General features: G+C 69.0%; 22 protein-coding genes and 1 pseudogene. 11 read left to right on the top strand and 12 right to left on the bottom strand.

What is annotated here, in order from left to right; all coding sequences use genetic code 11:
* Nucleotides 1-78: 78 nt before the first annotated feature.
* The 3 genes from ACTJLF_RS18705 to sugE are packed head-to-tail and all read left to right on the top strand — an operon-like array spanning nt 79 to nt 2,795.
* Nucleotides 79-1,314, top strand: a complete 1,236-nt coding sequence (locus ACTJLF_RS18705) for a multidrug effflux MFS transporter (RefSeq protein WP_019655857.1) — start codon at nt 79-81, stop codon at nt 1,312-1,314.
* An 8-nt stretch (nt 1,315-1,322) separates the two neighbouring features.
* Entirely contained in the window at nt 1,323-2,456 is a 1,134-nt protein-coding gene (locus ACTJLF_RS18700) for an HPP family protein (protein ID WP_132751690.1), read from the top strand.
* Between the two features lie 18 nt (nt 2,457-2,474).
* Entirely contained in the window at nt 2,475-2,795 is a 321-nt protein-coding gene (gene sugE, locus ACTJLF_RS18695; protein ID WP_440883674.1) for a quaternary ammonium compound efflux SMR transporter SugE, read from the top strand.
* A gap of 16 nt (nt 2,796-2,811) precedes the next feature.
* Here the strand turns inward: sugE and ACTJLF_RS18690 are convergent, their stop codons facing one another.
* Genes ACTJLF_RS18690 through ACTJLF_RS18680 form a run of 3 tightly spaced genes read right to left on the bottom strand, consistent with a single transcriptional unit; the run spans nt 2,812 to nt 6,012 of the window.
* Nucleotides 2,812-3,819: a tripartite tricarboxylate transporter substrate binding protein gene (locus tag ACTJLF_RS18690; protein WP_440883673.1), complete on the bottom strand. Its 1,008-nt coding sequence runs from the start codon at nt 3,817-3,819 to the stop codon at nt 2,812-2,814.
* Nucleotides 3,820-3,859: 40 nt separating this feature from the next.
* The gene (locus tag ACTJLF_RS18685; protein WP_145758920.1) at nt 3,860-5,068 is read right to left on the bottom strand and encodes a CaiB/BaiF CoA transferase family protein; all 1,209 of its coding nucleotides are present in this window, start codon (nt 5,066-5,068) and stop codon (nt 3,860-3,862) included.
* On the bottom strand, nt 5,065-6,012 hold the full coding sequence (locus ACTJLF_RS18680; RefSeq protein ID WP_132751694.1) for a hydroxymethylglutaryl-CoA lyase: 948 nt from the start codon (nt 6,010-6,012) through the stop codon (nt 5,065-5,067). The genes ACTJLF_RS18685 and ACTJLF_RS18680 overlap by 4 nt, the downstream gene beginning before the upstream one ends.
* A 103-nt stretch (nt 6,013-6,115) precedes the next feature.
* On the opposite strand from ACTJLF_RS18680, the gene ACTJLF_RS18675 reads away from it, so the two are divergent.
* From ACTJLF_RS18675 to ACTJLF_RS18665, 3 genes and pseudogenes are all read left to right on the top strand, one after another.
* On the top strand, nt 6,116-7,018 hold the full coding sequence (locus tag ACTJLF_RS18675) for a LysR family transcriptional regulator (protein ID WP_126185000.1): 903 nt from the start codon (nt 6,116-6,118) through the stop codon (nt 7,016-7,018).
* A gap of 133 nt (nt 7,019-7,151) precedes the next feature.
* Nucleotides 7,152-8,045, top strand: a pseudogene (locus tag ACTJLF_RS18670) (MBL fold metallo-hydrolase); the annotation flags it as partial.
* Nucleotides 8,039-8,779, top strand: coding sequence for a DsbA family protein (locus tag ACTJLF_RS18665; RefSeq protein ID WP_440883672.1), 741 nt, complete (start codon nt 8,039-8,041; stop codon nt 8,777-8,779). The pseudogene ACTJLF_RS18670 and the gene ACTJLF_RS18665, both read left to right, overlap by 7 nt.
* A gap of 15 nt (nt 8,780-8,794) precedes the next feature.
* Here ACTJLF_RS18665 and ACTJLF_RS18660 read toward each other — a convergent pair whose 3' ends face one another.
* The 8 genes from ACTJLF_RS18660 to ACTJLF_RS18625 all read right to left on the bottom strand — a co-directional run bounded on the left by ACTJLF_RS18660 (nt 8,795) and on the right by ACTJLF_RS18625 (nt 16,655).
* A complete protein-coding gene (locus ACTJLF_RS18660) occupies nt 8,795-9,499 on the bottom strand; it encodes an ABC transporter ATP-binding protein (protein ID WP_019655848.1) in 705 nt (234 codons plus the stop codon).
* The gene (locus ACTJLF_RS18655) at nt 9,492-10,253 is read right to left on the bottom strand and encodes an ABC transporter ATP-binding protein (protein ID WP_132751698.1); all 762 of its coding nucleotides are present in this window, start codon (nt 10,251-10,253) and stop codon (nt 9,492-9,494) included. The genes ACTJLF_RS18660 and ACTJLF_RS18655 overlap by 8 nt, the downstream gene beginning before the upstream one ends.
* Nucleotides 10,250-11,248 carry a branched-chain amino acid ABC transporter permease gene (locus ACTJLF_RS18650; protein ID WP_132751699.1) on the bottom strand — a complete coding sequence of 333 codons (999 nt, stop codon included), beginning with the start codon at nt 11,246-11,248 and terminating at the stop codon, nt 10,250-10,252. The genes ACTJLF_RS18655 and ACTJLF_RS18650 overlap by 4 nt, the downstream gene beginning before the upstream one ends.
* A 121-nt stretch (nt 11,249-11,369) precedes the next feature.
* Nucleotides 11,370-12,242 (bottom strand): branched-chain amino acid ABC transporter permease, encoded by an 873-nt coding sequence (locus ACTJLF_RS18645; RefSeq protein WP_019655845.1) that lies wholly within the window; start codon nt 12,240-12,242, stop codon nt 11,370-11,372.
* A 139-nt stretch (nt 12,243-12,381) separates the two neighbouring features.
* Nucleotides 12,382-13,554: an ABC transporter substrate-binding protein gene (locus ACTJLF_RS18640; RefSeq protein ID WP_132751700.1), complete on the bottom strand. Its 1,173-nt coding sequence runs from the start codon at nt 13,552-13,554 to the stop codon at nt 12,382-12,384.
* A 186-nt stretch (nt 13,555-13,740) separates the two neighbouring features.
* On the bottom strand, nt 13,741-14,730 hold the full coding sequence (locus tag ACTJLF_RS18635; protein ID WP_132751701.1) for a PDR/VanB family oxidoreductase: 990 nt from the start codon (nt 14,728-14,730) through the stop codon (nt 13,741-13,743).
* A gap of 36 nt (nt 14,731-14,766) precedes the next feature.
* Nucleotides 14,767-15,543 carry a GntR family transcriptional regulator gene (locus ACTJLF_RS18630; RefSeq protein WP_020723182.1) on the bottom strand — a complete coding sequence of 259 codons (777 nt, stop codon included), beginning with the start codon at nt 15,541-15,543 and terminating at the stop codon, nt 14,767-14,769.
* A gap of 5 nt (nt 15,544-15,548) precedes the next feature.
* Entirely contained in the window at nt 15,549-16,655 is a 1,107-nt protein-coding gene (locus tag ACTJLF_RS18625; protein ID WP_019655841.1) for an aromatic ring-hydroxylating dioxygenase subunit alpha, read from the bottom strand.
* Nucleotides 16,656-16,808: 153 nt separating this feature from the next.
* Here ACTJLF_RS18625 and ACTJLF_RS18620 point away from each other — a divergent pair, with 153 nt between their 5' ends.
* From ACTJLF_RS18620 to ACTJLF_RS18605, 4 genes are all read left to right on the top strand, one after another.
* The gene (locus ACTJLF_RS18620) at nt 16,809-17,930 is read left to right on the top strand and encodes a 5-methyltetrahydropteroyltriglutamate--homocysteine S-methyltransferase (protein ID WP_132751703.1); all 1,122 of its coding nucleotides are present in this window, start codon (nt 16,809-16,811) and stop codon (nt 17,928-17,930) included.
* Nucleotides 17,931-18,121: 191 nt separating this feature from the next.
* Nucleotides 18,122-18,784, top strand: a complete 663-nt coding sequence (locus tag ACTJLF_RS18615) for a glutathione S-transferase family protein (RefSeq protein WP_019655839.1) — start codon at nt 18,122-18,124, stop codon at nt 18,782-18,784.
* Nucleotides 18,785-18,830: 46 nt separating this feature from the next.
* On the top strand, nt 18,831-20,207 hold the full coding sequence (locus ACTJLF_RS18610) for a phospholipase D-like domain-containing protein (protein ID WP_019655838.1): 1,377 nt from the start codon (nt 18,831-18,833) through the stop codon (nt 20,205-20,207).
* A 348-nt stretch (nt 20,208-20,555) separates the two neighbouring features.
* A complete protein-coding gene (locus ACTJLF_RS18605) occupies nt 20,556-22,226 on the top strand; it encodes an Ig-like domain-containing protein (RefSeq protein WP_440883671.1) in 1,671 nt (556 codons plus the stop codon).
* Between the two features lie 52 nt (nt 22,227-22,278).
* On the opposite strand, the gene ACTJLF_RS18600 is transcribed toward ACTJLF_RS18605, so the two are convergent.
* Nucleotides 22,279-23,352, bottom strand: a complete 1,074-nt coding sequence (locus ACTJLF_RS18600; protein ID WP_132751705.1) for an ROK family protein — start codon at nt 23,350-23,352, stop codon at nt 22,279-22,281.
* A gap of 111 nt (nt 23,353-23,463) precedes the next feature.
* Here ACTJLF_RS18600 and ACTJLF_RS18595 point away from each other — a divergent pair, with 111 nt between their 5' ends.
* Nucleotides 23,464-25,026, top strand: coding sequence for an ABC transporter permease/substrate-binding protein (locus tag ACTJLF_RS18595; RefSeq protein WP_132751706.1), 1,563 nt, complete (start codon nt 23,464-23,466; stop codon nt 25,024-25,026).
* Nucleotides 25,027-25,063: the final 37 nt, after the last annotated feature.

Genomic DNA, 25,063 nt, shown 5'->3' with positions numbered 1-25,063 from the left:
GCCCGCAAGGGCGCTTTCTTTTTTGGTACTCGCAGTACCTGCGGTACATGCAATAAGAACAATGGAGCAACCCTGACCATGAATCCCGACGCAGACAAACTCTGGCAGGCCCCGCGCTGGGCGCTTGCCGTGCTGCTGGCCGTGCTGGGCATGCTCGGGCCCTTCTCCATCGACACCTACATACCGGCCTTCTCGGGCATCGCGCGCTCCATCGGCGCGACGCCGGCCGAGATGCAGCAGACGCTCTCGGCCTACCTCTTCGGCTTCGCGTTCATGAACCTGTTCCACGGTGCGCTGTCCGACAGTTTCGGCCGCCGCCCCGTGGTGCTTTGGGGCCTGGCGGTGTTCACGCTGGCCTCGCTGGGCTGCGCGCTCTCGCAGAACATCACGCAGCTGGTGCTGTTCCGCGGGCTGCAGGGCCTGTCGACCGGCGCGGGCATCGTGGTCTCGCGCGCGGTGATCCGCGACATGTTCCCGCCGGCCGAGGCGCAGCGGGTGATGAGCCAGGTCACGATCTACTTCGGCGTCGCGCCGGCCATCGCGCCCATCGTGGGCGGCTTCCTCTTCGTGCATGCGGGCTGGCACGCGGTGTTCTGGTTCCTGGTGGCGGTGGGCGTGGTGCTGTTCGCGGCCAACTACAAGCTGCTGCCCGAGACGCTGCACAAGGACCACCGCCAGCCCTTCCAGGTGCGGCACCTGATGCGCGGCTACTGGAGCCTGTGCTCCGACCCGCGCTTTCTGCTGCTGGCCTTCGCCAGCGGCGTGCCCTTCAACGGCATGTTTCTCTACGTGCTGGCCGCGCCGGCCTTCCTGGGCGACCACCTCGCGCTGCAGCCGCAGCAGTTCTTCTGGTTCTTCCTGCTGACCATCGGGGGCATCATGCTCGGCGCGCGCGCCAGCGGGCGCATGGCCGGCAAGGTGGCGCCCAAGCGGCAGATCCGCGACGGCTTCGTCATCATGCTGGCCACCTCGGTGGTCAACGTGGTGGCCAACACCTTCTTCCAGGCGCACGTGGCCTGGGCGCTGTGGCCGCTGGCGGTGTTCGCCTTCGGATGGGCGCTGATGGTGCCGGTGGTCACGCTGCTGGTGCTCGACCTGCACCCCGAGCGCCGCGGCATGGCCTCGTCGCTGCAGGCGGTGATCGGCTCCACCGCCAACGGCATCGTGGCCGGCGCGGTGGCGCCGCTGGTGATGCATTCCACGCTCGCGCTGGCGCTGACCTCCATGGGCATGCTGGGGATCGGCCTCGTCGCCTGGGTGTGGCTGCACGGGCGCTGGCCCGACATCGGGCGGAAGGTGGCGCACGAGGGCTGAGGGCGAGCATGCGCCTCGAGGCCCTCCTCACCCACGCGCGGGCCTGGCTGCCGGGCCGCACCACCGTCGATGCGCGCGAGCGGCTGCGCGCCGTCGTGGGCGCGGGCATCGGCCTGCTGCTCGCCGCACTGCTGTCGCACTGGCTGGCCGGCCCCCTGCATGCATCGGTCTGGCTGATCGCGCCGCTGGGCGCGAGCGCGGTGCTGGTGTTCGCGGTGCCGGCGAGTCCGCTGGCGCAGCCCTGGCCGGTGATCGGCGGCAACACGCTGTCGGCGGTGGTGGGCATCGCGGCGGCCAACTGGATTCCGAGCCCCGAGCTCGCCGCCGCCGTCGCCGTGGCGGGCGCCATCGGCCTGATGTTCAGCGCGCGCTGCCTGCACCCGCCCGGCGGCGCCGCGGCGCTGCTTGCGGTGCTGACGCACACCACGCATTTCTCGTCGGCGCTCTTCCCCTTCTTCACCAACTCGCTGCTGCTGGTGCTGGCGGGCGTGGTCTACAACACGCTGACCGGGCGGCGCTATCCGCACGTGCAGGTGGCGGCGCGCCCGCCGGGCCCGGATGCGCGCTTCAGCCAGGCCGACATCGACGCCGTGCTGGCGCGCTACAACCAGGTGCTCGACATCAGCCGCGACGATCTCGAATCGCTGATCCGCGAGACCGAGCTGGAGTCGTACAAGCGCCGCCTGGGGACGCTGAGCTGCGCCGACATCATGTCGAAGCAGCCCGTCTCGGTGGAGTTCGGCACGCCGCTGCAGGAAGCCTGGGCGCTGATGCACGAGCGCCGCATCAAGGCCCTGCCCGTCACCGACCGCACGCGCCGCGTGGTGGGCATCGTCACGCAGGCCGACTTCTTCCGCCAGCTCGACCTGCAGCACCACGAAGGCATCGCGGCCAGGCTGCGCGACCTGATCCGCGCGACGCGCACCGTGATGTCGAGCAAGCCCGAGGTGGTGGGCCAGATCATGACGCGCCAGGTGCGCGTGGCCAGCGCCGACCGGCCGGTGGTCGACCTGGTGCCGCTCTTCTCCGAGGGTGGGCACCACCACATTCCCATCATCGACGACGAGAAGCGGCTGGCCGGGATGATCACCCAGTCGGATTTCGTGCGCGCCCTCTACCGCGCCGTGCGGCCGGAAAACTGAAGCGAAAGGAGCACGCACATGGCGTGGATCGTGTTGTTCATCGCAGGCCTGCTGGAGACGGGCTGGGCCATCGGCCTCAAGTACACCGAGGGCTTCACCAGGTTCTGGCCGTCGGTGGGCACCGCGATCTCGATGGTGCTCAGCGTGGTGCTGCTGGGCTGGGCGATGCGCTCGCTGCCGGTGGGCACGGCCTATGCGGTGTGGACAGGCATCGGCGCGGTGGGCACCGTGGCGCTGGGCATCGTGCTGTTCGGCGAGCCGGCCAATGCGGCGCGGCTCGCGTGCGTCGCGCTGATCGTGGCCGGCATCGTCGGGCTCAAGTTCACGAGCGCTGCCTGAGCCCCATTCCCGAGCCCTACTCGAGCGTCACGTTCGCCTTCTTCACCAGCGCCGCATAGCGCGCGGCCTCGCTGCGGAAGTAGCTCGCAGCCTGCTCCGATGTCGTCGGCCTGACGACGTTGCCCTGCTTGTCCATCGCCTCGCGCACCTCGGCGCTGTTGAACGCGGCGACCACCGCGTCGTGCACGCGCAGCACATCCGCCGGCTGCATCTTCGCCGGGCCGATCACCGCGAACCAGCCTTCCACCGCGTAGTTGGGCAGGCCCTGCTCGGCGATGGTGGGAATGTCGGGCGCGGCCGGCGATCGCTGGGCGCCGCACAGGCCGATGGCGCGCAGCGCGCCGCTCCTGATGTGCTGCTGCACCGCCGGCAGCGCCACCACGCCCAGCTCGACCTGCCCTCCGATCATGTCGGTCATCATCGGCCCGGTGCCCTTGTACGGGATGTGCCGTGCCTTCACGCCGGCCTCGTCCATGAACATCTCGCCTGCAAGGTGGATGATGGTGCCGTTGCCCGAGGAGGCGTAGTTGTAGGCGCCCGGCTTCGCGCGAAGCAGCGCGACCAGCTCGGGCACGTTCCTCGCCGGCAGCTTCGGGTTGGCCAGCAGCACCAGCGGCGTCGCACCCACCACGCTGATCGGCGTGATGTCGTTGATCGCGTCGAAGGGCATCTTCCTGAACACCGCCGGGTTGATGACGTGGTTGTTCGACACCATGCCCAGCGTGAGCCCGTCCGGCGCCGCCTTGACGATGGCCGCCGCGCCGGTGATGCCGCCCGCGCCTGGCAGGTTGTCGATCACCACCGGCTGGCCGAAGGCCTTGCCCAGCGCGGGCGCTGCGGCGCGCGCGATGGTGTCCACGCCCGAGCCGGCGCTGATCGGCAGGATCAGGCGAATGGGCTTGTCCGAGCCCTGCGCGAGCGCTGGGCATGCGGCCATCGCAGCGGCGCTGGCGCCGAGGCCGAGCAGCGCGCGGCGGTTCATCTTCAGGGAAGTCTTCAGGGAAGGCGTGTCGTTCGTCGTCATGGTCTTGTCTCTCTTCTTTATGGTTGGGGAGGCGCCTCGTTCAGGCCACCGCCGATTCGGCTCGCATCGCATCGACCTGCTCGGGTGCATAGCCCAGTTCCGCCAGCAGCTCGCGGGTGTGTTCGCCCAGCGTGGGCGGATGCAGCCGCACGCCCAGCCGCTCGCCGTCCAGCGTGATCGGAAAGAGCGTGGTCTGCGCGATCTCTCCGGCGCGTTCGCCGTCGGGCAGGCGGATGTCGGCGAGGCCGCCCGTGGCCTTGAGATGCGGATCGGCGTAGAGGTCCTCGGGCCGCGTGATCGGCGCGAACGGCAGGCCCTTCGCCTCGAAGATCGCCGACAGCTCCGCCGCCGGGCGCTGCGCGAGGCGCTGGCGCAGGTCGGCCAGCAGCGTGGGGCGCATGCGCACGCGGTCGTTGTTGGTGGCCAGCGCCGGGTCGGCCTTCAGGTCGTCGAAGCCGAGTGCGTCGCAGAAGGTCTTCCACTGCGCGTCGCTCACCGCGGCCAGGAAGATCTGCTCGCCGTCCTTCACTGTGAACACGTCGTACAGCGCCCAGGCCGAGATGCGCTCGGGCATCGGCGCGGCCGCCTGGCCGGTGATGGCGTACTGCAGCATGTGCTGCCCGACGAGGAACACGTTGTTCTCGAACAGCGCGGACTTCACCTCCTGCCCCTTGCCGGTCTGCATGCGCTGCATCAGCGCGGCGATCGCGCCGATGGCGCCGAACATGCCGCCCATGATGTCGTTCACGCTGGTGCCCGCGCGCAGCGGATCGCCCGGGCGCCCGGTCATGTAGGCGAGGCCGCCCATCATCTGCACCACCTCGTCGAGCGCGGTGCGGTGCTCGTAGGGGCCGGGCAGGAAGCCCGCGTGATCCACGTACACGAGGCGGGGGTTGAGCTTGCCCAGCGCGGCGTAGCCAAGCCCGTACTTGTCCATGGTGCCGGGCTTGAAGTTCTGCGCCACCACGTCGGCGCTCACGCACAGCCGCAGCGCTGCTTCCAGCCCCTGGGGATTGCGCAAGTCGAGCGCGATGCTCTTCTTGTTGCGGTTGAACATCGGGAAGAAGCCCGCGCCCGCGCCCAGCAGGTGCCGCGTGCGGTCGCCGTCGATGGGCTCGACCTTGATCACTTCCGCGCCCAGGTCGGCCAGCACCATGCCGCAGGTCGGCCCCATGACCATGTGCGTGAACTCGACCACGCGGATGCCGGCGAGCGGCAGGCGCCTGGCTTGCGTATCGCTCGTGCTCATGCCGCGACGCCTTCCGTGGCCGTGAAAGTCTTCGGAAAACCCGCCCGCCAGACGGTGCCCTGCAGCGTCTCGCCTTCGAGCCAGCCGGCCACGCGCCCGCGCAGGTCGAGCAGCCTGGGCAGGTCGACGCCGGTGGCGACGCCCATGCTCTCGAGCATGAAGACCAGGTCTTCCGTGTCGACGTTGCCGCTGGCGCCGGGCGCGTGCGGGCAGCCGCCGATGCCAGCGAGGCAGGCGTCGAAGCGGGTGATGCCGACTTCGAGCGCGGCGTAGACGTTCGCGAGCCCCATGCCGCGCGTGTCGTGGAAGTGGCCGCACCACAGCCGGTCGCCCGCGATGCGCAGGGCTCGCTCGAACAGGCTGCGCACCATCGCCGGATCGGCGTAGCCCACGGTGTCGGCGAGGCTCACGCGGTCGGCGCCGGCATCGAGCAGCGCCTGCATCAGCCGCAGCACCTCCTCGGGATCGACGTGGCCCTGCAGCGTGCAGCCGAAGGCCGTGCCCACGCCGCCGTCGATCAGCGTCTTCGAGCCCGCGGCATCGCGTGCCGCACGGATGCGGCCGACCTCGGCCACCACCTCGTCGGGCGTCTTGCGCAGGTTGGCCAGGCTGTGCGCATGGCTGGCCGACAGCGGCACCACCATCAGGTCGGCCCCGCCATCGATGGCGCGCTCTGCGCCCTTGAGATTGGGCACCAGCACCGAGGCGAAGAGGCCGGGCAGCGTCTTCGCATAGGCCAGAAGCTCGGCGGTGTCGGCCAACTGCGGCAGCAGCCGCGCCGGCACGAAGGAGCCGACCTCGATCTCGCGCTGGCCGGCGGCGTGGGCGCCGCGGATCCATTCGAGCTTGTGGTCGGTGGAGAGCACGCGCGCAATGCTCTGGAGGCCGTCGCGCAGGCCCACTTCGCGGACGACCGCGCGCGGCGGCAGGAAGGCGTGAATCAAGTCTTGTCTCCGTGGTGATGCTGGCTATGGCATCGATGGTAGGAGTTCCGATTCGACTCAGAAGGTATATTTTGGAAGCCATCCGATTCCAAAACGGAACACCATGCGAGACCTCGACCTCACCACCCTTCGCCTCTTCGTCGCCGTCTGCGAGACGCGCAGCATCGCGCGCGCCGGCGAGCAGGCCAGCATCGTCGGCTCGGCCATCAGCAAGCGGCTGGCCCAGCTGGAGGAAACCGTGGGCACGCCGCTTCTGCTGCGCAAGCGCCGGGGCGTGGTGCCCACCCCGGCCGGAGAGACGCTGCTGGAGCACGCCCGCGCGATGCTCGGCAGCGTGAACCGCATCGAGCGCGACATGGCCGCCTATGCCGGCGGCGTGCGCGGGCATGTGCGAATCCTGGCCTCGGCCTCGGTCATGGCCGAGTCGCTGGCGGAGGACGTGGCCGACTTCCTGCAGGACCCGGCGCACCGCAACATCCGCGTCGACATGGAAGAGCGCGTGAGCCCCGAGATCGTGCGCGGCATCCGCGAGGGCAGCGCCTCCATCGGCCTGTGCTGGGACGCGGCCGACCTCGAAGGCCTGGAGCGGCGCGACTACCGCTGCGACCACCTCGCCGTGGTGGCCCATCCCTCGCATCCGGTGGCGCAGCGCGAGAGCGTGCGCTTCGAGCAGGTGCTGAGCCACGAATTCGTCGGCATGCCGGCGCTGAGCGCCGTGCAGCTGATGCTCGCGCGGGAGGCGGCGGTGGCCGGCAAGCCGCTGGTGTACCGGGTGCTGGTGTCCAACTTCGACGCCGCCTTGCGGGTGGTGCGCGCAGGGCTGGCGATCAGCGTGGTGCCGGCGGAGGTGGCGCGGCCTTTCGCAGAAGCCTTCGGGCTGCGGCTGATGCCGCTGACGGACGCCTGGGCGCGGCGGCGCTTCGCGATCTGCTTCCGGGGCGACACGGAGCTGTCGCCCTCGGCGCAGCTGCTGGTGGCACATCTGCAGCGGCGGGCCACGGACTGATTCGATCGAATCCAGAAACTATCCGTTGTCGGTCCTCGGGTTTTTGTTTCGATTCGCGCAACCTAACATTCGAGGCATTCAGCGCTGTCACGCATCCATCCCGAATCGAATCACGCACGGAAAGAACGCCGCCATGCTCCGCAGAACCCTCCTCGCCTCCGCTCTCGCCATCGGTTCCAGCCTCGTCGCACCGCTGACCGCGCAGGCCGCGCAACCGCTCAGGCTCGACGTCTACAACCCCGGCGCGAAGTCGATGTTCCCGGTCTCCTCGGAGATCGTCACCGGCCAGGCCGACGCGGTGCTGATCGACGCCCAGTTCCAGCGCAACGACGCCGAGGCGCTGGTGCAGAAGATCAAGGCCACGGGCAAGAAGCTCACCACGGTCTACATCAGCCACAGCGACCCCGACTACTACTTCGGCCTCGACGTGATCCAGGCCGCCTTCCCCGACGCGAAGATCGTCGCCACGCCGCAGACCGTGGCCGCCATCCAGGCCTCCAAGGACGGCAAGCTCGCGCACTGGGGCCCGATCCTGAAGGACAACGCGCCCAGGGCGCTGGTGGTGCCGCAGCCGCTGGCCGGCGACAGCATCGAGCTCGAGGGCCGCAAGATCCAGGTCGTCGGCCTCGACGGCCCCACGCCCGAGCGCAGCTTCGCGTGGATTCCCTCGCTGAAGGCGGTGGTTGGCGGCATCCCGGTGTCGGCCAACATCCATGTGTGGGTGGCCGACACGCAGACGCCCGAGTCGCGCCGCGACTGGATCAAGACGCTGGGCCGCATCGAGGCGCTGCATCCGAAGACCGTGGTGCCCGGCCACTACCTGCCCAACGCGAACGGCAGCGCGCCCTACTCGCTCGCGTCGGTGAAGTTCACGCGCGACTACCTCAGGGCCTTCGAGGCCGAAGCCGCCAAGGCCAAGGATTCGACCGCGCTCATCGCCGCGATGAAGAAGCGCTACCCGACGCTGCAAGACGTTTCCTCGCTGGAACTCGGCGCGAAGGTGATCAAAGGAGAAATGAAATGGCCGCAATGAACGACGCCCGACACGCAGACGCCACGCTGCACTACATCTTCGATCCGCTGTGCGGCTGGTGCTACGCCGCCGCGCCGCTGGTCGAAGCGGCGCGCGAAGTGCCGGGCCTGAAGGTCGAGTTCCACGGCGGCGGCATGATGACCGGCGCGAACCGCCGCTCGATCACGCCGCAGTGGCGCGACTACGTGATGCCGCACGACCACCGCATCGCCGAGATGACCGGCCAGCCCTTCGGCGAACGCTACTTCGAGGGACTGCTGCGCGACACCGGCGCGGTGATGGATTCCGAACCGCCGACCACCGCCGTCCTCGCTGCCGAGTCGCTGCGCCCCGGTGGCGGGCTGGACATGATCCACAGCCTGCAGCGTGCGCACTACGTCGACGGCCGCCGCATCGCCGACGTGCAGGTGCTGAAGGCCATCGCCTCCGAACTCGGCTTCGAGGCGCAGGCCTTCACATCGGCCTTCGAGCGCCAGTCGGGCGAAGCCACTTCGCGCCACATCGCCGAGAGCCGCCAGTTCCTGCAACGCGCGGGCGGCCAGGGCTTTCCGACCTTCGTGCTCGTGCAGCCCGACGGCAGCGCCGGCCGCGTCGACATCGGCCCATGGCTCGGCCGTGCGGAGGAATGGAAGAAGCAGCTAGCCGCCGTGGCCGAAGCCTCGAAGCCGGCCCCGGCTGCAGCGGACGCGCCGGCGCCGGCCTGCGGCCCCGACGGCTGCGCGATCTGAAGGAAAGGCTCCCGATTACCGCGCCACGCCCAGCAGCCGGTCGAGCACCTGCGGCTGGGAGCGCAGCGAAGCCGCGCTGTCGGTGTGCACGATGGTGCCGTGGTCGAGCACCACCGCCTCGTCGGAGATCGCGAGGATCGCCTGCGGGTGCTGCTCCACGATGATCGCGGCCAGGCCCTCGTCCTGCGTGATGCGGCGGATGGCGCGCAGCAGCTCTTCCACGATGATGGGCGCCAGGCCTTCGAGCGGCTCGTCGAGCAGCAGCAGCCTGGGGTTGAGCACCAGTGCGCGGCCCACGGCCAGCATCTGCTGCTCGCCGCCCGAGAGCTGCGTGCCGAGGTTGGTCTTGCGCTCGGCAAGGCGCGGGAACATCTCGTAGACGCGCTGCGGGTTCCACTTGCCGGGCCGCTCCACCGCCGTGAGGTTCTCGTGCACGGTGAGCGACTTGAAGATGTTGCGCTCCTGCGGCACCCAGCCGATGCCGGCCGCCGCGCGCAGGTGCGGCGCGATCTTGTGCAGTGCCTGCCCGCCCAGCGAGATGCTGCCGCCGTGCTGGCGCGTCGCGCCGGCGAGCGTGTTGATCAGCGTGGTCTTGCCCGTGCCGTTGCGGCCCAGCAGCGCCAGCGTCTGGCCCTCGCCGAGCGTGAAGGCCACGTCGTGCAGCACCACGGCCTCGCCGTAGCCGGCGCTCAGGTTCTCTATTCTCAGCAGCTCAGACATGGGCAGCCTCTCCATGGCCCAGATAGACCTCTTTCACCTTCGGATCGTTGGCGATGGTCTCGGGGTCGCCCTCGGTCAGCAGGGTGCCGTTGACCAGCACGGTCATCCGGTCGGCGAAGCTGAACACCAGGTCCATGTCGTGCTCAATCAGCAGCACCGACACGTCGGCCGGCAGCGCGGCCACGGTCTGCAGCAGCTCCTCGCGCTCTCCCGCGGGCACGCCCGCCACCGGCTCGTCGAGCAGCAGCACGCGCGGCTCGCAGGCCAGCGCGATCGCGATCTCGAGCAGCCGGCGCTTGCCGTAGGCCAGGTGCTTCACCTGCTGCTGCGCCACGTCACTCAGGTGGAACTGCTCCAGCAGCTGAGCCGCGCGCTCGGCGATGGCCTTGCTCGAACCCAGCGGCTTCCACCATTGCGCGCCCGCGCCCTGGTGCTGCGACACCACCAGCGCCAGCGTCTCGAGCGGCGTCATGGAATCGAACAGCTGGTTGATCTGGAAGGTGCGCACCAGCCCGCGCGCCACGCGCTTGTGGGGCGCGAGCCGGGTGATGTCCTCGCCCATCAGCGTGATGCGGCCCTCGGTGGGCGTGAGCACGCCGGTGAGCTGGTTGATCAGCGTGGTCTTGCCCGCGCCGTTGGGGCCGATGAGCGCATGGCGCGCGCCGCGCCTGAGCTCCATCGACACGTTGTTGGTGGCCGTGATGCCGCCGAAGCGCATCACCAGGCCGTGGGTGGAAAGCACGGTGTCGCTCATGCCGCACCGCCCTTCTTGCCGCCTGCGCCGATCCAGGTCCAGGGCTTGAGCAGCCGGTCGCGCCCGACAAGCACCAGCAGCACCAGGATCAGGCCGATCCAGAACATCCAGTACTGCGGCGTCACGGCCGACAGCCAGGTCTGCAGCAACTTGAAGACGATGGCGCCCGCCACGCCGCCATAGAGCCAGCCCACCCCGCCGATGACCAGCATCAGAAGCACGTCGGCCGAGCGGTCGAAGGCCAGCACGTCGAGCGAGGCGAAGCCGGTGGTCTGCGCCAGCAGCGCACCCGCAGCACCGGCGATGCCCGCCGCCACGGTGTAGATCACCACCAGCCGCGACACCACCGGGATGCCGATGGCCATGGCGCGCAGCCGGTTGTCGCGGATGGCCTTCAGCGTGGCGCCGAAGGGCGAATGCACGAGGCGGCGCATCAGCAGGAACAGCACCAGCATCACCGCCAGCGAGTACCAGGCCGCCGTGCGGCCGAAGAGGTCGAACTCGAACATGCCGAGCACCGGCCCCATGACCACGCCCTGCAGGCCGTCAGCGCCGCCGGTGAGCCAGTCGAGCTTGTTGGCGAGTTCGAGCAGCAGCAGCGCCGTGCCCAGCGTCACCATCAGCCGCGTGAGGTCGCTGCCGCGCAGGATCGTCACGCTCGCCACCATGCCCAGCAGCGCGGACAGCACCGTCGCGAACAAGAGGCCGACGATCGGGTCGGGCATCACCAGCTTGGCGAACAGCGCCGCCGCATACGCGCCGAAGCCGAAGAAGGCGGCGTGGCCCAGCGACACGATGCCGGTGTAGCCCAGGATCAGGTCGAGCGACATCGCGAACAGCGCGACGATGGCGATCTCGTTGACCAGCAGCGAGTGCGAGGGCATCACCAGCGGCAGCGCGAAGGCCGCCGCCCAGACGACGAATTCGAGCGGGCGCCAGCGCGCCTTGCGCAGCAGGGCCGACTGGAAATTCGCAACAGAGTTGAGATCGGTCATTTCAGCCTCCGATCCATGCGTGGAACACCGCGGAACCGGCTTTGCCGGCCCGCTGGTGCTGCCCCCCGCAGGGGGGTTGGCGAAGCGACACGAAGTGCGCGAAGACTGGGGGGAGACTCATTTATCTGCCTCCCTTGCGCGTAAAGAGGCCCTGCGGGCGCCACATCAGGATCAGGATCATCAGCAGGTAGACGGTGAACGCGCCCATCTTCGGAATGAAGTACTTGCCCGCCACGTCGGCGATGCCCAGCAGCAGCGCCGCCGCGAGCGGCCCGGTGATCGACGAAGTGCCACCGACGGACACCACGATCAGGAAATAGATCATGTACTTGAGCGGGAAGGTCGGATCGAGCCCCAGGATCTCCGCGCCCAGCGCGCCGCCGAGGCCCGCGAGCCCCGAGCCCACTGCGAAGGTCAGCAGGAACACCACGTTCACGTTGATGCCCAGCCCCGCCGCCACGCGCGGATCATCGACCGCTGCACGCAGCCGGCTACCGAAGCGCGTCTTCGACAGGATCAGCTGCAGCACCACCGTGAGCACCGCGCACACGCCGATGATGAAGAGCCGGTAGTGCCCCATGCCCAGCAGCAGCGCACCGTCGCCGATCTCGGTGCGGCCGCGCAGCCATTCGGGCAGCTGCACGTTCTGCTGCGAGGAGCCCACGAAATAGTCGACCGCCGCCACCGCCATGAAGGCAAGGCCGATGGAGAAGAGCACCTGGTCGAGGTGCGGCTTGCCGTACATCGGCCGGTAGAGGGTTCGCTCCAGCAGCGCGCCGGCCAGCGCGACGACGATGAACGCGAGCGGCAGGCACGCCAGGAACGGCACGCCCAGCTTCTGCATGGCGAACACGGTGAGATAGCCGCCCGCCATGGCGAAGGCGCCGTGCGCGAGGTTGATGAAGTTCATCAGCCCCAGAGTCACGGCCAGCCCGACGGCGAGCACGAACAGCAGCATGCCGTAGGCGATGCCGTCGAAAAGAATGGTCAACATATGAGCGACTCAGCAGCTTGCCGCACGGCGCGACGCCTTCGGGAAACACCCAGGACCCGGCTTTGACGGGCCTGCGGTGTTTCCCCCGGTAGGTGGTTGGCGAAGCGACACGAAGTGCGCGCAGCCTGGGGGCGAGCCTTTATTTTGCTTTGCCGGGGTCCTTGACGCCCTTGATCACGTCGAACTCGACGTTGTAGAGCTGCCCGTCCTTCTTCTCGACCTTGCGCAGGTACACGTCCTGCACGATGTCGCGGGTCTGCGCATCGATCAGCACCTGGCCGCGCGGGCTCTCGAAGACCTGGCCCTTCATGGCGCCCAGCAGCGCCTCGCCGCCGCCCTGGCCCTTGGTGGCCTTGAGCGCCTCGTAGATGATGCGCATGCCGTCGTAACCGCCCACGGCCATGAAATTGGGGCGCATCTTGGGGTTGGCCTTCTCGAAGGCCTCGACGAACTTCTTGTTCAGTGCCGAAGGATGCGCCGTCGAGTAATGGTGCGAGGTGACCACGCCCAGCGCGCCGTCGCCCATGTCGTTGAGCTGGTCGTCGTCGGTCACGTCGCCGGTCGCGATCATCTTGATGCCGGCCTTGTCCATGCCGCGCTCCAGGAACTGCTTCATCACCGCGGCGCCTGCGCCCGAGGGCACGAAGACGAAGAGCGCATCGGGCTTCACGTCGCGCACCTTCTGCAGGAACGGAGCGAAGTCGGGGTTGCGCAGCGGCACGCGCAGCTTGTCGAGCACCTTGCCGCCGTTGAGCTGGAAGCGCTCGGTGAAGAACTTCTCCGCGTCGTTGCCCGGGCCGTAGTCGGCCACCAGCGTCACGACCGTCTTCACGCCGTTCTTCGGCGCCCAGTCGCCCATGGCCACCGACACCTGCGGCAGCGTGAAGCTCGAGCGGATGATGTAAGGCGATGCCTCGGTGATGCTCGACGTGGCGGCGGCCATCACCAGCTGCGGCGTCTTCGACTGGGTGGCGATGGGCGCCACCGCGAGGGCCAGGGGCGTCAGGCCGAAGCCGGCGAGCACGTTGACCTTGTCGTTCACCACCAGTTCCTGCGCGAGGCGCTTGGTCACGTCGGGCAGGCCGGTGTCGTCCTTGACGATCAGCTCGACCTTCTTGCCGGCCACGGTGTCGCCGTTCTGGGCGATGTACAGGCGGGCTGCGGCTTCGATCTGGCGGCCGGTGGAGGCCGACTGGCCCGTCATCGGGAGGATCAGGCCGATCTTGAACTTGTTGTCCTGGGCACTGGCCAGCGACATCGAAAGTGCAAGCGCCGACAGGGCGGCGGTCTGGATGAGATGGCGTCTTTGCATGTATTTTCCTTTGAGGGGCGGAACGCGAACCGGCGCTATTTTCAACACTTTGCAACATCCGGCGCAGCAGGCAATCACCTAGCCGGGCACAGTCGCTGACCTTTGTTGCGCGATTGCCAAATGAACTGCGCGATCATCGCGCAATGCAGTCTTCGACCCGTCACGGGCCGCTTGCATCGGTTGCCGTCAGCTCTCAGCGCGGTAGGCGGAATCGAGCGTGAGCGTACCCACGGCGCGTGACACGCAGGCGCAGATGCGCGTGGCCGACTTCTTCTCGTGCTCGCTGAGGAACACGTCGCGGTGGTCGACTTCGCCGTCGACCGCGATCACGTCCATGGCGCACAGGCCGCATTCGCCGCGCCTGCAGTCCGACAGCGTCTGCACGCCCGCCGCGTCGAGCGCGTCGAGCAGCGTGCAGTCGGCCGGCACGGTGATGGTCAGGTCGTGCCGCGGAATGCGCACCTCGAAGGACTGAGTGGCCAGCCGGCCGCTGCTGCCGAAGGTCTCGAAGCGCAGGTCCGCGATCGGACGGCCCGCCGCCTGCCAGGCGCGCTTGAGGGCTTCGAGCATCGGCACCGGGCCGCACGTGTAGAGCTGCCCGCCAGGCGGCAGCGCGGCGATGGCCGCGGCGAAGTCGATGGGCGCGGCGCCCTCGTGCGCTTCGACGCCCTCGTCTCCCAGCGCCTCGCGCAGGTGCGGCAGGTAGCCGAACTCGTCGGCGTTGCGCGCGCCATAGAGCATCTTCACCGGCGCGCCGGTGCGCTTCGCGTGCGCGGCCAGGCGCTGCGCCATCAGCACCAGCGGCGTGATGCCGATGCCGCCGGCCACCAGCAGGTAGCCCGGCGCGGAAAGGTCGAGCGGAAAGTGGTTCTGCGGCGCGCTCACCTGCAGGCGGTCGCCCACCGCGAGCCGCCACATCGCGAGCGAGCCTCCGCGGCCGTCGTCCAGGCGCTTGACTGCGATGCGCCAGCAGCTGCCGTCGCCTTCGCCCACCAGCGAGTAGGAGCGTGTCTGCACCCTGCCCTGCGCGGTCAGCACCTGAACCTGGAGGTGGGCGCCGGGCTCATGGGCGGCGGCGAATCCGCTGTCGGGGCGCAGCTCGAACTCGCGCACGGTGGGCGTCACGTCGCGCAGCGCGACGACCTGCGCATTCATCCATTGAAGATCGCTTTTCATCGGGAAACACCAGGGGAGAAAAAGAAAGAAGAGAAATCAGCCGCGCCGGCGGATCAGCTGCACGCCCGGCAGCGGACGCTGCTCGGCGGTGGGCGTGCCGTGCAGCGCCTCGCGCAGGTTGCGCCGTGCGATGCGGCTGTGCTCGCGCATCAGCGCCTCGGCGCGCGAGCCCTCGCCGGACTCGATGGCGTCGAGCACCTGCACGTGCTGGTCCTGCGCGACCACGAGCATGTCGCGCGCAGCCGGCGAATTTGCCTGCACCACGACGAAGCCCGAGGGCGATGCGAAAGGCAGGTTGATCACGCGCTCCAATTGCTGCGCGATGACGGGGCTGCCCGCCATCTCGCACAGCAGCGCATGGAAGCGCTCGTTGTGCGTCACGTAGCGCGAGAAGGCGGCGTCGTCGAGCGCAGGTTCGCGCAGCAGTTCGTCGATGCGCTGCAGGCAGGCGCGCGCCTCGCGCAGCACCACCGGCGCTGCGCCGCGCTCGGCGGCGAGCCGGGCGACCAGGCCCTCGAGCGTGCCGCGCAGCTCGATGGCGTCGGCCACGTCGCGCTCGGAGAAGGTGCGCACCGCATAGCCGCCGTTGGGCAGCGCCTCGAGCAGGCCTTCCTGTTCGAGCCGCATGAGCGCGGTGCGCACCGGCGTGCGCGACACGCCGAGCTGCTCGGAGATCGCGACCTCGGCGATGCGCGCGCCGCCGGGCAGCTCGCCCGCGAGGATCATCTCGCGCAGCCGCAGCTGCGCCTTCACGGCCTGCGAGCTGCCGCTGTCGCCGGGCTCGGCGGCAGCGGAGACGGCCGCGACCTTCACACGGCTCACGCGGCCTCCTTCTGGGCCGGACGGATCGGAATCGCCGCGCGCGCGGGCTTCTCCTTCTCGATCATGCGGTCGATGAGCTTGCGTGCCCACATCGAGCCGGCGTCGATGTTGAGGTTGTAGAACTGGTGGTCCGGGTGCTCGTCGATGGCCTTCTGCTGAGCTTCGAGCACGAGCTCGTCCTCGCGGAAGATGCCCGAGACGCCTTCGCGCAGCTCGTGCGTGAGACGCTGCTCGCCCAGGCAGTAGTTGCGCGCGAAGGCCCAGAAGTAGAGGCAGGTCTTGTCGGTCTCTGGCGTGATGGTGTTGAGCACGTAGCCGTTGACGCCCTTGCTGCGGTCGCCGGGGTTTCCGTCGGAGGGCACCGCGCCGCTGCCGGCCTCGGCCACGCCGACGTCGATGTTCACCGTGCACGGGCCTTCGAAGCGGATGATCTGCCAGCGGTCGACCTTGCCGGTGTAGCCGCGCGCATGGCGGATCTGGCTGCCCCAGAAAGGCGGCGGATCGATGTTCTCCATCCAGCGCGTGACGGTGGCCGAGCGGTCGCCGTGCGTGGCGACGAAGGGCGCCTCGGCCACTTCGCGGTTGCCGATGGAGGAGCCGTGCACGAAGGTCTCGTGCGTCAGGTCCATGAGGTTGTCGACGACGAGGCGGTAGTCGCAGTGGACACGGATCATCTTGCCGTCGCCGGCCCAGGCGGGGTCGTCGTTCCAGTGCATGTCGGGGATGAGCGCCGGGTCGGCCTTGGCCGGGTCGCCGGGCCAGATCCACACGAAGCGGTGCTTCTCCGCCACCGGGAAGCTGCGCACGCAGGCCGAGGGGTTCAGCGTCTCCTGGCTGGGCATGTGGATGCAGCGGCCCTGGCTGTTGTAGACGAGGCCGTGGTATCCGCAGACCACCTCGTCGCCTTCGAGGCGGCCGAGCGACAGCGGCATCAGCCGGTGCCAGCAGGCGTCCTCGAGCACGGCGACCTGCCCGTCGGTACGACGGAACAGCACCACTTTCTGGTTGCAGATGGTGCGTGGCAGCAGCGTGTGTCGCACTTCGACGTCATAGGCGGCGGCGTACCAGGCGTTCAGGGGGAAGGCGGTCGTGGGCGTTTTCATGAATACTCAATGTATACAGAAACGGTGAAATTTCCAGCGTTTTCGATCGATTCGAGGGTAAACACCGAGGCCGCTGTATACAGTCATCGTGGTTTCGATGGCGATACGATGCTCCGTTCGTTTCCCCAGATCACGATCACGACGGAGCCATCCATGACACAGCACGCCGCCTTGCCCGCCCGCTACGACCACGTGGGCAGCTTCCTGCGCCCCAAGTACCTGCTCGAAGCACGCGAGCAGAAGGCCAAGGGCGAGATCACGCCCGAGCAGCTTCGCCTCGTCGAGGACAAGGCGATCACCGAGATCGTCAAGTTCCAGGAAGACATCGGCCTGAAGAGCATCACCGACGGCGAGTTCCGCCGCACGTACTTCCACATCGACTTCCTCGACCAGCTCGGCGGCGTGAAGACCGACATCCCGGTCACCATCCGCAAGCCCGATGGCACCGAGGAGCTGGCCCCGCCCGCGATGCGCGTGATCGACAAGGTCCGCCACGTCAAGGACATCCAGCTGGCCGACTTCCAGTACCTCAAGAGCCAGGTGTCCGCAGGCAACACGCCGAAGGTGACCATCCCCTCGCCGACCATGCTGCACTTCCGCGGCGGCCGCGCCGGCATCAGCAAGGACGCCTACCCCGAGCTCGACCCGGCCTTCTACGACGACGTGGCCAAGGCGTACGGCGACGAACTGCGCTCCCTGGCCGCCGCCGGCTGCACCTACGTGCAGATGGACGACACCAACCTCGCCTACCTGTGCGACGAGCACATGCGCGAAGCCGCCCGCAAGCGCGGCGACGACCCCAACGAGCTGCCCCACCGCTATGCCGCCTTCATCAACAAGGTGGTGGCGCAGAAGCCGCCGGGCATGCTGCTGGCCATGCACCTGTGCCGCGGCAACTTCAAGAGCACGCACGCCGCCGCCGGCAACTACGAGCCCGTGGCGGAAGCGCTGCTCAAGGAGATGGACCTCGACGCCTACTTCATGGAATACGACGACGCCCGCTCTGGCGATTTCAAGCCGCTGCGCTACCTGCCCAAGGGCAAGACCGTGGTGCTCGGCCTCGTGACCACCAAGTTCGGCGAGATGGAAGACAAGGACGAGCTCAAGCGCCGCATCGAGGACGCCGCCAAGTACGCCTCGCTCGACCAGCTCGCGCTGTCGCCGCAGTGCGGCTTCTCCAGCACCGTGCACGGCAACAACATCGCGGTGGAAGCGCAGCGCAACAAGCTGCGCCTGGTGGTCGAGACGGCGCAGGAGGTCTGGGGCTCGACCTGACCCGCCGTTTCTGTTGAAGTCGGGGGCATGAAAAGACTCACCCCCAGGCTTCGCGCACTTCGTGTCGCTTCGCCCACCCCCTCACCGGGGGCAACACCGGTGGCCCGGCAAAGCCGGTTCCACGGTGTTCCTCGAACAGGCCGGCAGGACTTCATGCGCAGCGGGTCAAGCGACGCAATGGAGGAAGCGCAATGACGCGAATCTATTCAGGCCCCCTCAGCATGTTCGGCGCCAAGGTCGAGATCGCGGCACGCGAGAAAGGCGTGCCGTTCGAGCTGGTCATGGTGCCCTTCATCGAAGGCGACCACTACGAGCCCAAGCACCCCGAGGTGCTTCGGGTCAATCCCGTCAAGCAGCAGGTGCCGGTGCTGGTCGACGACGAGGTCTCGCTCTTCGACTCGACGCAGATCTTCGAGTACCTGGAAGACCGCTATCCCAGCCCCGCGCTGTGGCCCCGGGGCATCGCGGAACGGGCCCGCGCGCGGCAGCTGGAGCAGAAGTCGGACGAGGTCTTCTTCCCGAACGTGATCAAGCTCTTCGGCCTGCAGGAGGCCATGCAGAGCGCCCCCGCGATCGCGGCCTGCGCCGGCTGCGCCCGCTTCTACGAAGAGATGGAAGGCCTGCTCGCCACGCGCGAGTACCTTGCGGGCCCCTACTCGTTCGCCGACATCGCCTTCTACATGGCCTGCATCTTCGCGGACCGCAAGGGCGCGGGCATGACCGATGCCACGCCCCGGCTGCTCGCATGGCGCACGCGCGTGGGCGACAGGCCCGCCGTGCGCGCGGTGGTCGAGCCGATGATGCGTTTCCTCGCCTCGCAGGGACGCGGCGTCCCCGCCTTCCTGCAACGCTGAAGGGCCACTGGGCGCGGCGCGTCCGTCGCTCAGGCATCATCGGTTCATGCCGACCAAAGAGTTCGACTGGCTGCCCACTCCCTCGCAGCACTTTCTCGTCGTCACTTTCGCCCTGCTGGTCTATGTGCTGACCACGCGCGCGCGCCGAGAGCAGCGCGCCCCCACCACCGCCATCGCCTGGGTCATGGGGCTGGTGCTGATGCCCTATTTCATCCTGCCGATGTACCTGCTGTTCGGCCAGCGCAAGCTGCGCCCGGCGGGCTCGCCGCGGCCGCCGCGCTCGGTGCCGCCGGGCCATTGGGCGGCCGACCTGATCGAGAGCTTCGGCCTCGCGCCGCCGGGGCCCTGCGCGATCCGCATGCATGCCGACGGCGAGGCCGCGCGCCAGGCGCTGATGGAGGTGATCGATGGCGCCCGCGAACGCATCGACGTATGCACCTTCATCATCGGCGACGACGTGCTGGGCCACTCGGTGCTCGAGCGGCTCGCGCAGCGCGCGCGAGAAGGCATCAAGGTGCGGGTGCTGCTCGACGGCTTCGGCGCGCTGTCGCTGCCGCGCCATCACTTCGACCGGCTGCGCTCGGCGGGCGGCGAAGTGGCGGTGTTCCGGCCCTTCTTCAGCCTGCGCCGCATGGGCCCGCGCAACCTGCGCAACCACCGCAAGTTCACCATCGCCGACGACGGCTGGCTGTGGTCGGGCGGACGCAACCTCGCGGGCGAGTACTTCACCGGCAACGACAGGCACCCGCAGGCCTGGCTCGATCTCTCCTTCGACCTGCGCGGCAGCGTGGCGGCCGCCGCGGCGCGCCAGTTCGACCACGACTGGGCCTCGGTGCGCAGCCGCAAGCCCCGCGCCATCACCGCGCCCGACGCGGAAGGCCCTGGCAGCGCCATGGCCCAGTTCCTGCCGAGCGGCCCCGACCAGACGGAGGACACGGCGCATGCGCTGCTGATCGACGCCTGCTTCCGCGCCGAGCACCGCATCCTCGCCATCACGCCCTACTTCGTGCCCGGCGACGGCCTGCGAGACGCCCTACGGCTGGCCGCGCGCCGCGGCGTGCAGGTGACCATCGCGATGCCCGCGCGCTCCAACCACCGGCTGGCCGACTTCGTGCGCGCACGCGCGATGCGCGACCTGGCGCGAGCGGGCGTGAGCTTTCGCATGCTGCCCTTCATGGCGCACGCCAAGGCGGTGGTGGTGGACGAGGAGCTCGCCATGTGCGGATCGATCAACCTCGACCTGCGCAGCCTGCTGCTCAACCACGAGGCTGCGGTCGTGTTCTACGGGCAGGACCACATCGACTGGCTGGCCGAGTGGATCGAGACCACCGCATCGGCCGGCGAGCCCTATCGCGCGCGGCGGCCGGGGCTGCTGCGCGACGTGGCCGAGGGGCTGCTGCTCACTGTTGCTTTCCAGCTCTAGGCGCCCGGTGCCAGTGCAGGTCTGTAATCCAGGATGTACAGATGCAACAGAATTGAAACCAATTGAACAAGCACACTAAAATACCTACCGGTTTCGGGGATTGACAAGCCTTCCCGCCTGACCGGCTCACCCCGGAATGGACGCTGACGGATCTCCCGGCACCCCCTGCCTGGCGGGGTAGCCCGCTCGGATGCGGCTTTTCACGAGGCCGACCCGGGCGCCGTTCGTTGGAGTCTTGCGCCCCGATCCCGGGGAAAACCGATGCGAGCTTTCTTCTCGCTGCGTGCCCTGGCGAATCTGGCAAATCCGGCGTTGCTGCTCTGGACAACGCTTTTCGCGCTTTCCGGAATGCCGGGTACCGCTTTCGCCGCCCTGGACGAGATCGGCCGCGCTCCCCCCAGCACCCACCGCCTGAAGTTCATCGTCGACCCCGAGCTGGCCGCCGACATCGGCCCGGCCGAAGCCGCCCGCCGGCTCGCGCAGTACGTGGCCGACGTCAACACCGTCTTCACGCGCGAGACGGTGCGCAGCTTCTCCTTCGACCCGGCCGCCGACCTGCAGCTGACAGCGCCCGCCAATGCGCCGCAGTGCAGCTACAACGGCCTGGTCAATGGCGAGGTGGTGGTCTGCGTCTCGAAATCCACGCGCGGCTACAGCCACGGCGGGCTCTCCACCAGCTGGACCTTTCCGCAGAAGGGCGTGGCCTGGAACCTGAACTGGATCGCCATCCACGACCCGCTGCGCCTGTCGCGCGCACCCACGCCGGGCGCGCCCGAGTCCACCGAGAAGGACTACCTCGCCCGCCAGCTCAAGACCCTGCTGCACGAGCTGGAGCATGTGTTCGGCGCGGGCTCCGGCGAGTACTACAACAGCGTCGCCGTGGCCGACACCACCGGCGTCGCACCCGTCACCGACCTCGCGCTCGCCAGCGACGGCGACCGCTACTGGTGGAGCCGCCAGCACTGGCGGCTCGACCCGCTGCTGGGCACCGTCTTCGAACAGCGCCGCGACCCGGCCGCCAACCGCGTGGCAACGCTGGAGATGATCCGCTTCACCGAAGGCACGCGGGCCAACATCAATACCGACTGGACCGACTGGCCCAAGCTCGGCAGTTCGAAGTTCATGGCGGGCACCACCGCCACCCAGGTGCGCGTGACCGACCGCGACACCGGCGCCGCCCTGGCCGGCGCGCAGGTCTCGGTGTGGCGCAACCCGGGACTCGGCAAGCCGCTGGTGATGCTGTCGACCGGCGTGGCCGACGCCTCGGGCCGCTACCAGTTCGACTGGGACTGCGGCTTCAGCTGCTTCGCCGTCGGCAAGACCACGCTGCTGGTGAAGGCGCGCGCAGCCAACCGTGCGCCCGGCGCGACCTGGTTCACCATCTTCGACGCCTTCGACCAGAAGGCGGTGCAGGGGCAGCCGATGTTCACCATCGACCTCGCGCTCGGCAGCCCCGACGCGACGCCGCCCACCGTGTCGGTGGCGGCCCCTTCGATGGCCACGGTGGGACAGCTCACCGTCATCGCGCCGGCGGTGGTCGACAACGTGGGCATCGTCGGCGTGAAGGTCGTCGGCCGCGACAGCATTCCGATCTGCACCTTCACCGCCCCGCCCTTCACCTGCAGCTGGACGCCCGGCGCCCCCGGCATGCAGACCATCCGCGTGATCGCGCTCGATGCGGCCGGCAACACGGCAGTGGCCGCGGCCAACGTGATCGTCAACCCGCCCTCGGACACCGTGCCGCCGGCGGTGGCCCTGACGGTGCCGGCGAGCGTGCCAGCGGGCACGGCTGCGCGGCTCGCCGCCAATGCATCCGACAACGCCGGCGTGGCCGAGGTGAAGTTCATCGTCGATGGCAGGACGGCCTGCGCCCTGCACGCCGCCCCTTACGTGTGCGCCTGGACGCCGAAGCGGCCCGGCGGGGCGAACGTCGAAGTTCGCGCGACGGACGCGGCGGGCAACGTGGCCAGCACGTCTGCCGCCATGCGCATCGAGGGTCTGCGTCCGGAAGACCTCTAGGCCATGGGCGGCGGCCGCCCGCTCGGTCGGCAGCTGCCGGTCGTTGCCTGCGTCAGTACCTGTTGGTGAAGCTCGCGTTACCCAGCCCGGTGCCGATGGTCAGCACGCCCCAGTGGCGCACGTCGCGCATGAAGGGCAGCTCGCTCAGGCCCTGCACCACTGCGTCGTTGTGCATCAGTACCAGCGTCGGGCCGGAGCCCATCATCGGCATGCGGCGCCACAGCTGGCTGGGCAGGTGGAAGGCATGGCCTTCCCAGTCGCCCGGCAGGTTCTGCGCGCCTCGCGCGATGGAGCCATCGGGCCGGATGAGGCCCGGACAGCCGATGCCGATGAAAGGAGCGAGCCGGATCTTCTTGCGCTCGCTGTAGAGGATCATGTCCTGCAGCATGTAGGCGATGTGATCGACCATGCCGCCGCGGTTGGGGCCCTCGTCGGCATGGCGCCACTTCTCGCGCCGCACCACCTTCGCGAGCGAGAAGTCGGGTGCCTTGCGGTGGCGCGTCTTCACGATGCCGCAGCGCACGTTGGTGCCGCCGATGTCGACCGCCAGGATCGCGTCGTGCCCCTTCAGCATGGCCGGCGGCACCAGGTGCACCCAGCCGATCAGGCCGCCGTCGTCCACGTCGTGCGACAGGCGCGCGATCTGCACGTGCAGGCCCATCTCCTCGAGGATGGCGCCGGTCTGCAGGATGGCGCGCTCGCCCACGTCGCTCTCGGGAAAGCCGCCGCCGATGACGATGCGCTCGACCTTCTTCCACGAGGGCTGGCGCATGAAGCGCTGGATCACGAAGGCCAGTTCCTGCGCGAATTCCTCGATGGCCACGTGCATCAGGTCGGTGGCTTCCGACGCCTTCTTCTCGCTCAGCGCGCGGTCGAGCACCTTCTTCGAGAGGTCGCGCGAGTGCGAACTCCCCAGCGGATCCTTGCCGTTCTTGCGGCGGCGCTTGCGCCAGCGTTCCAGCAGCTCGCGGAAGGCGGTCTGGCTGGCCTGGTCGCCGACGAAGCCGTCCTTGTCGCGCAACTGGAGGCTGTAGCCGTCCACCTGCAGGCCGGGCAGTTCGCGCAGGCCATGGACGTTGGGGCCGGGGAGGTTGTCGTCGCTCGCGGGTGGGGTCTTTTTCTTCATCGCTGGCCACTTTGGCCCCGGACGGCCGCCGGCCCCATCGGCACCGCACGCCAGGGTTTGTAGGAGATCGACGGGTACGCGCGACGAGGCGTTGTCTATACACTGGCCCGGATGCACCTGCCCCGCAGCTTACGCATCTTCGCGCGCGCCGCCCTGCTCATCGCCCTCGCGTGGCTTGCCGTCTGCGGCGCCGCGCGGGCGGCAGACGAGACGCTGCGCGTCGGCTCCAAGCGCTTCACCGAGTCGTACATCCTGGCCGAGTTGCTGGCGCAGACTGCCGCACCGCACACGGCCACGCCGCCGGTGGTTCGCCAAGGGCTGGGCAACACGGCCATCGTCTACGAGGCCCTGCGCTCGGGCGCCATCGACCTCTACGCCGAATACACCGGCACCATCGCACAGGAAATCCTCAAGGGCACACCCGCGGGCACGCGAGAGGAGATGAACGCCGCACTCGCGCCGATGGGCCTGGGCGTTGCGATTCCGCTGGGCTTCAACGACGGCTACGCGCTCGCGGTGCGCGCCGCCGATGCCGACCGGCTGGGCCTGCGCACGCTGAGCGACCTGGCGAAGCACCCCGAGCTGAAGTTCGGCCTCTCGAACGAATTCATCGGCCGTGCCGACGGCTGGAAGGGCCTGGCCGGGCGCTACGGCTTCACGCAGGCGCCCACCGGCCTCGACCACGGCCTGGCCTACGACGCGGTGGCCGCCAAGCAGATCGACGTGATCGACATCTACACCACCGACGCCAAGATCGACCACCTGGGCCTGCGCGTGCTGGAGGACGACAGGAAGTACTTCCCGCGCTACGACGCCGTGGTGCTCTACAAGCTCGACCTGCCCAGACGGCTGCCCAAGGCCTGGGCCGCGCTGCAGGCGCTGGAGGGCAAGGTCGACGAGCACGCCATGATCGCGATGAATGCGCGCGCCGAACTGCAAGGCGTGCCCTTCGACCAGATCGCACGCGACTTCATCTCCAGCACCTCCAGGGGCTCGGCAAATGCGCAGCCGCCGGAGGCACGCCGCGGCTTCGTCGCCAAGCTGTTCGGCCCCGACCTGTGGAAGCTCGCGCGGCAGCACCTGCTGCTGGTGGCGCTGTCGGTGGGCATCGCGATTCTCGTGGGCGTGCCGATCGCGATCCTGGTGTTTCCGCACGTGCGGCTGCGTGCCGTGGTGCTGGGCTTCGCGAGCCTGCTGCAGACCGTGCCCTCGCTGGCGCTGCTGGCCGTCCTGATCTCGATGCTGGGCGCCATCGGCGCGCTGCCGGCGCTGATCGCGCTCACCCTCTACTCGCTGCTGCCGATCATGCGCAACACGGTGACGGGCCTGGCCGAAGTGCCCAACGGCCTGCGCCTCGCCGGCACGGCCCTAGGCATGACACCGCCGCAGAGCCTTCGCCTGGTGCTGCTGCCGCTCGCGCTGCCCACCCTGCTGGCCGGCGTGCGCACCGCCACCGCGATCGCCATCGGCACCGCCACCATCGCCGCCTTCATCGGCGCAGGCGGCTTCGGAGAACGCATCGTCACGGGCCTGGCCCTCAACGACCGCGAACTGCTGGTGGCAGGCGCACTGCCGGCCGCGGCATTGGCGCTGTTGAGCGAAGGCGTCTTCGAACTCATCGAATACCTGATGCGCAGGCGCCGCCGGGCACCACCCTCTTCATCGCCGCCTTGATGCGGGAGCGGACAGCCGAACGCAGAGGAACCCCGAA

The organism is Variovorax sp. 22077 (genome assembly GCF_052044195.1).
GTDB lineage: Bacteria > Pseudomonadota > Gammaproteobacteria > Burkholderiales > Burkholderiaceae_C > Variovorax > Variovorax atrisoli.
The sequence above is the reverse complement of the archived record's forward strand: the minus strand, read 5'-3'. Positions and strand labels throughout refer to the sequence as shown.